The organism is Methanosarcina horonobensis HB-1 = JCM 15518 (assembly GCF_000970285.1).
Lineage (GTDB): Archaea > Halobacteriota > Methanosarcinia > Methanosarcinales > Methanosarcinaceae > Methanosarcina > Methanosarcina horonobensis.
Genome location: NZ_CP009516.1, coordinates 1891716 through 1904001, shown reverse-complemented (window position 1 = coordinate 1904001; position 12286 = coordinate 1891716). Strand labels below are relative to the sequence as shown.

The following is a 12286-nucleotide window of genomic DNA, read 5'->3' as shown; positions in this document are numbered from 1 at the left end:
GTGAATGTTTATTTCAGACTTATTTCGTCCTGAAGCGTTATTTCAGACTTATTTTTTAGATGGGTTATTGCCTGACTATAAAAACATGCTTTGCGGTCTTTTAAACAATTAGCTTCTTGAAAGATCATCGCCAATATTTTCACTTGATCGTAAATCTTCTTACAAATAATAAGGCTAAAGGAAACATTAAAATAGTTGTGAAAAGTCGTAATTTCTGTAGAACGGCAAAGCACAATTCATCACCTCTCCAGCTTGATTTTGCCGTTCTTTTATCAACGTTGTTTGGATACCCTTTTAACTTTCCTTTACATATTTCTTAGCCGCTTTTGTGAGAACTTATTTTTCTAAGGACTTCTCTTTACAGGTTTTCCTTTGTTGATTTTTTCCATCACAGGCATTTCTCTACTTGCGTCTTCCATAGAGCAAAATTCAATAAGAATTCATAGTTAAATAAAAGGTTAACAGAAGCAGGCACACTAGTTAAAGAAAATTGGAGATTTAGAAACGGTCATAAAGTTTATTTAAAATAAAGACATTATAAAAAAGAGCAAGTCTTCCTCAAAATTAATTTGGAAGTAGCTATGTTTAAGAAATATAATTCAAAATTGAATTTAAAGCCCAACTGTTAGTTTAGAAGTAGATGGTAGGGTTCGAGTCCCTATTCTCGAGGTCCTACCTGCGATCCAACCCGGATTGAGAGGAAACCCTATTACTCTCAATCTACTACCTTTTATAAGAGCATGGGATACATATCATAAACCCAGAAAACCATTTTTTAAATTCAAATTTTTAAACAGGATATATATTTTTATTGCAATTAAATCTTTAATTATATTAAAAATTTACATATAAATATAAAAACAGAATTATTATTTCGTCTCGTCATATTGTCTTCAAAAATTCTCTTTTTTATACTAAAGTTCCCGATCTCAACTTATATTAGAATTTTCGATACTGTTAAATACGTAAAAATACGTTATTTAGTACAGATTTCTTGTGGATTCATATTTCTACAAGATCTGTCTTGGGGAAAGAAGGAGCTTGAAGATTGTCGATATCTCTTTAATTGCAGGTGTAACGTTATCACGAGTCTGGGCCGGTGAGCAAAGTTAAGTAGCCCCGGCAGGTCCAGGTATAACTTTACGGAACTCGGGATTTAATTTTAGAGCGTAAATCCTCATTTTCAGCGTATTCTTTGAAGAATTTTTAAGAAAATAAAAGGAAAATTTATACTAATTAGGGGGATTTATACTGATTAGGATAATGCGTATCGGGATGACAACACTAATTTTAGTCTCATTTTTAACTGCATTAGCTGCAACTGCCTTAGCAGAAGAAGTTCAGCTGAGCCAGAAAGAGGAACTCGGAAAGTTCCTGTATTTTGATGAAAACCTGTCAACACCTAAAGGGCAGTCCTGTGCAAGTTGCCACAATCCTGATTCTGGTTTTGCCGAACCTCATCAAAACCTCCCCGTTTCTCAGGGTGTGCTGCCAAAGATGTTTGGAAACCGCAACTCGCCAAGCGTTGCATATGCATCATATAGTCCTGAATTTAGCTATACCTATGATGACCAGATAATCTATCACGGAGGTCAGTTCTGGGATGGCAGAGCAGACAATTTGGTCGAGCAGGCAAAAGGCCCATTTCTGAACCCTCTGGAAATGCATAATCCGAATAAAGTAACCGTAGTCCAGAGTATCCGGATTTCGGACTATGCAAATCTTTTTAAAGAAGTCTATGGCCCGGACACCCTGGATAATGTTGACAGAGCTTATGATTATACAGCTGAAGCGATAGCAGCTTATGAGAGTTCTGCAGAAGTGAACAGGTTCACTTCAAGATATGATAAATTCCTTGCAGGTGAGTACACCTTATCAGAAGAAGAGCAACTGGGGCTCGAGTTGTTTGATGGAAAAGCCCTATGTTCAAACTGCCATCCAAGTAGTGGAAGTAAACCGGTATTTACAGACTTCACTTATGATAACCTGGGAGTACCCAAAAATTCGGATAACCCATTTTATGGCCTGCCAAAAGCGTTTAATCCTCTGAAGAGTGCATACATAGACCTCGGATTGGGAGGCAGCGGCCGCGCTGAAATAGTTGAGCCGGAAAAGGAAGAGGGAAAAATGAAAGTCCCTACTCTCCGGAACATTGGAAAGACAGCCCCTTATACACACAATGGCTACTTCACCAATCTCGAAGATCTTGTACACTTCTATAATACAAGGGATATAGAATCAGAGGGATGGCCTGCTCCCGAAGTTGCAGCAAACGTTAATACAGGCGAACTTGGAGACCTCGAGCTTAACGAGACCGAAGAAAAAGCAATTGTAGCTTTCTTGCTAACGCTAGATGACGAATGATTAGCAAAAAGATGCATTAAATAACAGATGTGTGGGCCTTTAGGAAATAAAAGGAAATAAGTCTAAAGGAAATAAGTTAAAGGAAATAAGTTAAAGGAAAATGATTAGGCTCGAGCAATTATGCGGATGTAATATCGTCTCCCAGGCAAGAGTTATCCTGGCGAGTCTAATCATAAGTTTTTTTCTTTAATCCAGAAAACTGGTATAAAAGTAAATGAATATCAGAGAGGATAAGAGATGTTATACCAGTTGCGTTCACAATATCTATATCGCTTGTTATACTGAGCAAGTATCAATATTCAGAGCGGTTACCGAACGTTTTTAGTGTCCAGCACATTCTTTCATACTATTTCTCTTCCATATTTTAAAAACTATTTTTATTATATTACTAATCCGATAAAAATAGGGACAGTATAGGCTTGTTCACTCTTACAGATATTCTTAAAATGTAGGGAAATCTTTAAAAAATAATTAAAGAAGAATTGTGGAGTAGGCGAATATATTAGCCACTATAACCCGCTGTTAAAAAGATGGCAATTTGACTCAGAAACAGATGGTAGGGGCCGAGTCCCTATTCTCGGGATCCCTACCTGCGATCCAACCCTAGATTGAGAGGAAACCCTATTACTCTCAATCTACATTCATTTTATAATCATGTGGACATATATATCATAATCGATCTAAAAAAATAGTGATTGCATATTTTTTTGGGTTTATTAAAAATTTTAATCATAAGTAAATTTTTAATATCTTACAAAGCAAGCAAAGATTTCCCCTTCAGTAATAAACACATGTTTTTCTCTAAAATTTCATGCTTAACTTTAGTTTTAATTATGTGCTTTGCTTAATACAGCATTCTTTTTTAACTTAACGCGATATTCTTTTTTATCAGTATGTTATTTATTTTAAGGATATTGTGTTCTATTTGACTATCAGTATATTTTATCTCTACAAAATAGTTAACTATTTGAGTGTGGAAATTTCTGCCTTCATCAAACAAAAAAGGGAGTTAATTTCTCAAGCAAATAGATATAATGGACATAGTAAGCATAATTAAAGGCAGTTTAAAAACCTGATAAAAATATGCATACATTTGTCACTTATAAATTGCGAGCACATAAATAATAAATTCAGGAATTTAGGAATTAAGGAACGGTCATAAGGTTTATTTAAAATAAAGACATTATAAAAAAGAGCAAGTCTTCCTCAAAATTAATTTGGAAGTAGCTATATTTAAGAAATATAATTCGAAATTGAATTTAAAACCCAACTGTTAGTTTAGAAGTAGATGGTAGGGTTCGAGTCCCTATTCTCGAGGTCCCTACCTGCGATCCAACCCTTAGATTGAGAGGAAACCCTATTACCCTCAATCTACTTCTTTTATAAGAGCTCGGTAATATATATCATAATCGACCCAAAAAACATTCTTTAATTTTAATTTTCTAATTGACTATATTATTTTGTTTTATTGAAATTTTTAATAACATTGAAAATTTCAACCTAAATATGAGAAAACTATCTGAAACAAAAAAGAGACCTGAAGATAGCTACAAGGAAGAAAAAGAGAATAAAAAAGAGTGCTTTTACTATTATCCTGTTTTAGTTGCATCGCTAACGATAGGGTTTTGAGGGTCAGGAACTTTGTAATTATTGCTCTTGAGAGAAGTGAGAAGGGATTAAAAGAAGAGCATGTGCCCTCACAAGCGATGAAGTAAAAGTACAGACTGTTCTAAAATCAGAAAAATGGAAAAAAATAGAAAGGGCAAATGCCCTTTAGATAATATAGGACTTGAGAGGTGGAAAGCCGTTAAAACAAATGGAACTATAACTTTGAGTATAGGCTCCGGTTGTGAATATATATACGCGGTTGCCTTCTCTCATCGTGTGGGGAAAAGAATACTTATGATGCTCGTAAAGGATATCCATGCTGTCGCAGGTCGGACCTGCGAGTATAACCTCTTCAGCACAGCCTTTTTTGTCACAGAAGATCGGATATTTAATGCATTCGTCAAGAGTTTCGATAAGGCCGCCGAATTTTCCTATGTCGAGATAGACCCATTTGTACTGGTTGAACCTGGCCTTTTTGGAGATCATAACGACTTCACTTACGATTATGCCAGCATCGGCGACCAGAGACCGCCCGGGCTCGATAAGGATTTCAGGAAGCTCTTCTCCGAAGTCGTCATGTAAAAAGCGGCGGATTTCTCGAGCATAAGTCTCAAGATCATGAGCCTGAGCCTGATATTTTGCAGGAAAGCCTCCACCGAGGTTAATCATTTTCAGCTGAATCCCTTTTTCGGCCACTGCTTCAAAAAGGTATTTGCACTTGGAGATTGCATTGTCCCACTGTCCGATATCCCTTTGCTGGGAACCGACGTGGAAAGAAAGGCCGTAAGGTTCAAGCCCTAGCTTTTCGGCTTTTAAAATCAGTTTGTATATCAGGTCAGGATGGGAGCCGAATTTTCTGGAAAGCGGCCAGTCCGCGCCGTCACTTTCTGTAAGAATCCTGAAAAAGACTCTGGAACCTGGAGCTTTTCTTGCCAATTTCTTCAAATCACTTTCAGAATCAGTAACAAAGAGCCTTACTCCGTTTTCATATGCATAAGCTATATCTTTTTCTTTTTTGATTGTATTTCCGTAACTTATCCTCTCAGGTTCCACTCCGAGTCTTAGCAACTGGTCAAGCTCGTAGATAGTTGCCACGTCAAAATTGGAACCTTTTTTCTTCAGGGCAAGCACTACCTTATCCATGGGATTGGCCTTAACAGCATAGTGAATTTTTGCAAAAGGCATGTGCTCTACCAGTTCGTCGTAGCTTCGTTCTATCTTCTGAAGATCAACGATCAAAAACGGTGTTTCTTTATCCCGTGAGAATTTTTTAATTCTGTTAAACTCCTCTCTTGAGAGGTAGTCTTCAAGCGGGAACTCATAAGGCTCTTTTCTCATATCTACTCCCTTTTTTAACCTGATTTTACCTGAATTTATAACCAAAACTAACAATAGTTACGGTTTATAGTTAGGCAGTTCTGTTTATAAATTTTTAGTACATTATGGATTTATTTTAGTTAGGGAATTTGTAATCAATAATATAGATAATCCCTGAAATAAAACGAATCAAATAGGGTTTTAGGTATATAAAACTAATTCTTGTTGAATATCAAGACTCAAAAATAGCTAAAATCCAAAAATATTCAATATAAATCGTCATATTTTGAAAAAAAGTCTAATTATGCTTTTTTCCTTAATTAAAACTACATATATGCTTTTTTATTCCATTAAAAGCATTTAAAGTCAATATATTACTATAAACCTTTCCAGAAACGCTGATCTGTCCTTAAAAAATATAGGTGCGGTTTAAACTCGAAAAAAGGGCTTTACGAAAGAAAATAACAGGAAAACCGATTTTGAAGGAATAAACATTAATTTGGGTGATATTGAAGCTGTATAAGGCAAAAAAGGCAGATAAATGCACATTTAAAATTTTGCTTATTTGCTCAGGTTCTGGCTAACTTTACAATCATTTTTGATCAATATGCAGAATTAACCGCAAGAAAATAAAGTGGGAATCAAACTTTCCAGAAGAATTAACTCTTCAAACTCTCGAGGGCTTTTTTCTGGTTCTGAGCAGCACTATAACTAATCCTATTGCTATAAGGAAAAAACCATAAGCCATGACCTCCAGGCTGATCTGGGAAAGAAGAAAAACAGCGGATAATGCTCCAAGAGAAGGGAACAGTGGCAAACTTCCTATGCTTAAAGGGATTTTGAAAGGGCGTTTTCTTCCGGGATCGGTATAACGGAGCTTTATCAAGGAGATATTGACCATAAAAAAGACGAGAAAAATCATGAAGTTAGCAATGTTGGCTACCACTATTATGTCGCCTATCAGGACAAAAATGCTTGAAACCAGTGCAATTCCGAAAATTGCAGTCCAGGGAGTCTGGAAACGAGGGTGTACGCGCGAGAGGAACTTGGGAAGCGAACCTGAATCCGCCATCCCGTAGACAATCCGCGACCCTCCGAGCATGACTACGAGTACGGTGTTCATTGTGGAAAACATGGCAATCCAGGACATGAGAATAAAAGCATCGTTTCCGAATGCAACAGCTACAACATCAGCAAGCGGGACCTCAGAAACTCCAAGAGCCTGAAAATCAAGTACACTAACAGCAGATATAGCCACGCAGATGTAGAGGAAAACAGTAACGGATATGGCAATGAGCAGAGCTCTGGGAGTTGCTTTCTCTGCATCTTTTGTCTCCTGGGAAAGCCTTACTATATCTTCAAAGCCGAGAAATGCAAAAATAATAAGGGCAGAAGCCTCAAAAACTCCTGCAAGGTCCGGAGCCTCAAGATAATTTACCGTTCCAAGGTAAGGAAGTCCCACATACATGACTATAAGAAGTCCGGAAAATTCGATCAGGGTAATGAGAATAGCAACCCGTGCCGATTCTTTGACCCCGTAAACCATGATGAGGCTCAGGACAATAAACAGGCCCACTGCTACTATCAGACTCTCCCCTCCGAAAAGGTTGCTGAAATACCTTCCAAAGCCAATGGCAACTGCAGAACTGGTTATTATCACAAAGTAAACAACAAGCAGACCCACAAATAGCCCCACACGCTCTCCAAAAGCCCTTTTTACAAACTCATACTCTGCCCCTGCCCGCGGATACATAGAAGAGAGTTCCATATAACTGAAAGCGGAAAATGCGGCAGTAATCCCTGCAAACAAAAAAGAAAACCAGACAAGATTGCCTGCAAGCCCCGCAGCCGTTCCCAAAAGTACGTAAATACCGGCTCCGAGAATACTACCAATTCCGGTTAATGTAATCTCTACCAAACTCAGTTCTCTTTTTAGTTCGGGTCTCTTTTCCATAGTATACCATCTGCCCTCAACTGATGCCAGGAAAATAAAATAACCTTAATAAAAAAACCTTCTGTAGCCTGAAAAGGCTGTAATTGAAAGTAATTGAAAGGTTATAACTAGAATATTATGGTTAGCTATAATTAGAAAACTACGATTAGATTTGTATCATAAATTTCTCACACAATATTTTTCCCATGTCTAGTTATTATAAAATTATTATAAAATACTTCGCCAAATAATTTCCCCCACCAACGATCTGAACTTCAAATGCCGTATCCTGCAGGAAACAGCATTCCTGAATGATTTGTGGATTCAAACCGGATAATTGTAGTAATTACCCTGCTATTCCTTTCTGGGACGATGGGTTTCCAGCTTGTTTCAGGAAGAGGTATCTTTCCGGCTTCTTATGCGGGGTTGATGGCAGGAGCTTCGGTGTTTCTTGCCTGGGCTTTTGCAAGGGAAATAGATCCTGACAATGAACTTTCGGCCTTTGTTGCGGCTTTTTTTAGCGGCATAGGGTTTATATTTTTCCCATCTCCTCTCCTGCTCACCCTTCTTCTTGAGCTCATGCTTCTCCGTATCGTAAACAGAAGCACAGGACTGCCCGCCAGAACTCTGGATTCTTTTGCCATACTCCTGCTTTCAGGCTGGCTTCTGTTTCACGGAGGCTGGATTTATTCTATCCTGGCCTTTCTGGCTTTTGTTCTGGATGCATTCCTCCCGAACCAAAGCGCAGCCAGCTAGCTTTTGCAGGAGTCTTGTTTTATACTTTTGAGTCTTGTTTATACTTTTATTACTCTCAGCTCAGTTTATCTCTTTCTCAGGAAGCGAAGGAGAAAAAATAAGTTTCAGGGCACAGGGCTGTTATTTTTTGTACTTACTGCTGCTCTCCTCTTTATCCCCAGGGTTTTTAAATCCCGAAAAGTAAAGTCAAAAGGAGACCTGACAGGAATTACTTTAAACCCCTTAAGGGTTCAAACAGCTCAACTGATGGCTTTTTTAAGTGTCAGTTTACCTGCAGTTATGCAGGGGTGGTCAGGGATTGAAAACCTTATGCCTTATGGGGGACAGTTTTAGGAGTCACTGTTTACGAAGGCTTGGAACTGCTGTTTAAAAAATTAAGTGAAGAACTTGCCCGGCATGGCTGATAACTCAACAAATCCGAGTACGATTCAACAAACCCGATATTCAAAAACGATTTTCAATATATATTTTACGAAGTAAGGTTTATAAAAAATACAATGGTTTATGCACAGGCTCAGACACAAGCCAGGCACAAACCATGGTACAGGCTCGAGTTTACACAGGAATTATGTCTTCATTTTTTGGGCAAGTTGTCTGCCAATCTCTTCAATTTTCTTTAAATCTTCGTCCTTTGCCTTGCCTTTAACCTGAAGAGTCCCTACAACCTCCATATTCGAAGGAGTCAGGATATCTCCTGCCTGCCTCAATGCGCCCCCTCCCCAGCCAAATGACCCGAGCACAACTCCATACTTTGCCGGAGGCTTGAGCGCTTTTACCAGGTAGGTGCCATACAGGGCAAGTGGATGCATGCCTGCAAGAACTGTCGGAGCCCCAAGGATAATGGCTCGTGAATCAACGAGCTCTCTGGCAATATCCCCTATGTCTGAGACTGCAAGGTCATATACTCTAACGTCGACGCCTTCTTTTAGCAGAGTCTCTGCAATTGTATTGACCATTTCCTTTGTAGAACCCCACATGCTCACATAAACAATAAGGGCTTTATTTTCGGTTTCTCCCGCAGTCCATTTTGCATAGGGCTCAAGTATCCGCTTCGGGTTTTTATAAATAGGCCCGTGGCTTGGAGCAATAATCTCAATATCAAGATCCTTTATTTTTTCAAGAGCTTTTGCACCCATTTTCCCGAAAGGCATCATGATTTCTCCATAGTAGCGTTTTGCCAGGGGAATAAGGTCTTCCAGGTCCTCGTCATAAACTCCCTGGGCAGTATGAGCTCCAAAAAAGTCGCATGGAAAAAGGACTTTTTCTTCTGGCAGGTATGTGAACATAGTTTCTGGCCAGTGCAGCCAGGGCGCTTCTATAAAGCGGAGAGTTTTTCCTCCCAGATCAAGGCTATCTCCTTCGGCAACAACTTTTACCCGGCCTTCCGGCAGCTCATGATAGAGACTTGCCAGTTTCACCCCTCTCTCAGTCGTGATAAGCACAGAATTCGGTGCCCTGTCCATAATATAACGGATAGCGCTGGCATGGTCAGGTTCGGCATGGTTCATGATCAGGTAGTCCAGCTTTCTCAGGTCGGAAACAAGGTTTATCTTTTGTTCAAATTCCTCTTCAAAGCCGGGATTCACGGTATCGATGAGGGCTGTTTTCTCTTCTCCTTCCACAAGGTAAGCGTTATAGCTTGTTCCCTGGGGTAGAGGAATCAAAGCATCAAACATCCTGCGATTCCAGTCCTTTGCCCCAACCCAGAATACTTTCCGGGCTATTTCTGGAATATTATAATTTTCCATATCTTTATCCCCTTTCAAATGTCGATAGAAATGAAGCAAAATGTCGGTAGAGATGAAGCAAAACAGGAAATTGAAAACCCTGATTCTCACTCTCACCCGACAGCTTTTATAATGAGTCTATATGTATTCTTCCGATATATGTATTAGCTGTGCTCGTCCAAGATATGTATCAGGTATATGTATCAGGTCAGTTTCTAAAAAAATATGTGTACGGATAATGAGAGCATACCGTCTACTGGTATCTTTTTTTTGAATATCGCTCCTCCTAAACATAGGAAGAAAAGAAAAGCTTATATAGACAGCAGTAAGTTATCTTCTTCCTAGCAGGCTGTAATTCACAAATTTACGACTAATGTGGGAACATGAGAGCCTGAAAATATTCAGTATTGAATTGAGGCTTTGATACTCGAATATACAACCATAAAGAAGGGATATTTATGAAAACATCATCTATAGAACTGAATCCAAATAAACTGGTACAGTATCTCAATAAACCAGCAAATGAATTCACCAAAGAAGACATTATAAAGTTCATCAAGGAAAACGGGATTAAGATGCTCAACTTCCGCTATGTTGGCGGAGATGGAAGGCTTAAAGCCCTTACCTTCGTGATCAGAGACGAAGAACACCTTGACAACGTACTTTCCGCTGGCGAAAGAGTAGATGGATCAAGTCTTTTCTCCTACATCGAGGCAGATACAAGCGACCTCTACGTCCTCCCCAAATACAGGACTGCCTTTGTAAATCCTTTTGAAGAAATCCCAACGCTTGACATTCTCTGTTCTTACTTTGACAAGGACGGAAGCCCACTCAAAAGCTCTTCCGAGACTGTCATGAAAAAGGCTTCTCAGGTCCTGACCGAGAAGACAGGCTACGAACTTCAGGCAATGGGCGAACTCGAATACTACATTATTGCCAACAAAGATGAAGTCAACATGGGTTTCCCGGCTGTTGACCAGAGAGGGTACCACGAGTCCAATCCTTTCACCAAATTCGACCAGTTAAGGAAAGAAGCAATGATGTACATCTCCGAAGCTGGAGGAAAAATTAAGTACGGGCACTCCGAAGTCGGAAACTTCACAGATGACAAGTACTACTACGAGCAGAACGAGATTGAGTTCGAGACCGACACACTTGAGAACAGTGCAGACCGTCTGATTATTGCAAAATGGATGCTCAGGATGCTTGCCGACCAGTACGGCGTAGTTGTCAGCTTTGCCCCGAAGATCACTGTAGGAAAAGCAGGCAGCGGACTGCACGTCCACATGAAGCTCCTGAAGGATGGAAAGAGTGTTATGGTGGAGAACGGCGACGTCAGCGACACTGCAAAGCGTGCAATGGCCGGTCTTCTTGACGTTGCAGGAGGAATTACTGCCTTTGGAAACAGGATCCCAACATCCTACCTGCGCCTTGTTCCTCACCAGGAAGCTCCTACCAACATCTGCTGGGGAGACAGGAACCGCTCCGCACTCATTCGTGTGCCACTCGGATGGTTCTCTGAAGAGTCCAGCAAGATGATTGCAATAGCCAACCCGACCTACAATGAAGAATTCAGGAGCCACAGCTACAAGTCAACCTTTGAATTCCGTGCAGCAGACCCCTCAGCTGACCTTTACCTCCTTCTTGCAGCATTTGCTGTAGGTATCCGCCACGGCTTTGAAATGGACAACGCTCTTGACCTTGCAAAGAAGCTCTACATTGATGTCAACATTTTCAAGGAAGAGCACAAGGACAGGCTCGCTCAGCTTGAACACCTGCCTGCTTCCTGCTATGAGTCCGCTCAAGCCCTGAAGAAGTACAGGGACGTCTTCACTCAGTATGATGTCTTCACAGATGGTATGATCAATGACACCGTAAAATACCTTGAAGGCCTTGACGACAATCAGCTCAGTGAGAGGCTCTACGGTAAGAACGAAGAGATCAGGAAACTTGTGGACAAATACATACACGTTTGCTGATATCTAAAGATTTCAAACAAACCGGATTCCTTTTTTCATGAAAAAGTCAGGGCTCTGCCTGTCACAAAGCAGGGCCCTGCAAAAACTAACTTTCTCCTTTTAACTTTCTCAAAAGACGAGCAGGAAGTAAAAACAATATATAAACCAGAGCAGCAGATAAACCGCCACGATATTGTAAAATTGAAAGAGATAAACAGGTCAAGATATCGTTAACTGCAAAGCAGTGAGACTCCCTGGCTCAATCACTATTCTTTAATTATTCCTTATTCTTTGATTATTCCTTGTCCCTTATATTAACAGCTGTTCCGTATGCAAGTATCTCGGCTGCCCCTGCCATTACCATGGAAGTCATGAACCTGACATTTATCACGGCATCAGCTCCCATTTTTTCTGCATCCTCAACCATGCGGTTGATTGCTTTCTCCCGTGCCTCTTCAAGCATCTCCGAGTATTCTGTCAGTTCTCCCCCTACGACGCTGCGCAAACCTGACATAATATCCTTACCAATATGCTTGGCCTGAATGGTACTGCCGCGAGCCATTCCAAGGGTGTGTATAATCTCTTTTCCTGCTATTGTATCCGTGGTTGCGATTATCATACTC

Annotated in this window: 8 protein-coding genes; 4 read left to right on the top strand and 4 right to left on the bottom strand. The window is 40.0% G+C overall.

All coding sequences use genetic code 11. The features are described from left to right. The first annotated feature begins 1275 nt into the window (after nucleotides 1-1275). Nucleotides 1276-2364 (top strand): cytochrome-c peroxidase, encoded by a 1089-nt coding sequence (locus MSHOH_RS08395; protein ID WP_239451280.1) that lies wholly within the window; start codon nucleotides 1276-1278, stop codon nucleotides 2362-2364. A gap of 1506 nt (nucleotides 2365-3870) precedes the next feature. After that, nucleotides 3871-3993 carry a hypothetical protein gene (locus MSHOH_RS25595; RefSeq protein WP_275425564.1) on the top strand — a complete coding sequence of 41 codons (123 nt, stop codon included), beginning with the start codon at nucleotides 3871-3873 and terminating at the stop codon, nucleotides 3991-3993. A gap of 144 nt (nucleotides 3994-4137) precedes the next feature. On the opposite strand, the gene MSHOH_RS08390 is transcribed toward MSHOH_RS25595, so the two are convergent. Both MSHOH_RS08390 and MSHOH_RS08385 read right to left on the bottom strand, forming a co-directional pair. Beyond that, nucleotides 4138-5310, bottom strand: a complete 1173-nt coding sequence (locus MSHOH_RS08390; protein ID WP_048143293.1) for a type III PLP-dependent enzyme — start codon at nucleotides 5308-5310, stop codon at nucleotides 4138-4140. A 646-nt stretch (nucleotides 5311-5956) separates the two neighbouring features. After that, the gene (locus tag MSHOH_RS08385; RefSeq protein ID WP_048138872.1) at nucleotides 5957-7243 is read right to left on the bottom strand and encodes an APC family permease; all 1287 of its coding nucleotides are present in this window, start codon (nucleotides 7241-7243) and stop codon (nucleotides 5957-5959) included. A 297-nt stretch (nucleotides 7244-7540) separates the two neighbouring features. Here MSHOH_RS08385 and MSHOH_RS08380 point away from each other — a divergent pair, with 297 nt between their 5' ends. Next, on the top strand, nucleotides 7541-7978 hold the full coding sequence (locus MSHOH_RS08380) for a hypothetical protein (protein ID WP_048138870.1): 438 nt from the start codon (nucleotides 7541-7543) through the stop codon (nucleotides 7976-7978). A gap of 566 nt (nucleotides 7979-8544) precedes the next feature. Here the strand turns inward: MSHOH_RS08380 and MSHOH_RS08370 are convergent. After that, on the bottom strand, nucleotides 8545-9726 hold the full coding sequence (locus MSHOH_RS08370; protein ID WP_048138865.1) for an FprA family A-type flavoprotein: 1182 nt from the start codon (nucleotides 9724-9726) through the stop codon (nucleotides 8545-8547). A gap of 437 nt (nucleotides 9727-10163) precedes the next feature. Between MSHOH_RS08370 and MSHOH_RS08365 the strand changes: the two genes are divergently transcribed. Continuing rightward, a complete protein-coding gene (locus MSHOH_RS08365; protein ID WP_048138863.1) occupies nucleotides 10164-11684 on the top strand; it encodes a glutamine synthetase family protein in 1521 nt (506 codons plus the stop codon). 274 nt (nucleotides 11685-11958) lie between these two features. Here MSHOH_RS08365 and MSHOH_RS08360 read toward each other — a convergent pair whose 3' ends face one another. After that, on the bottom strand, nucleotides 11959-12282 hold the full coding sequence (locus MSHOH_RS08360; protein ID WP_048138861.1) for a YbjQ family protein: 324 nt from the start codon (nucleotides 12280-12282) through the stop codon (nucleotides 11959-11961). Nucleotides 12283-12286: the final 4 nt, after the last annotated feature.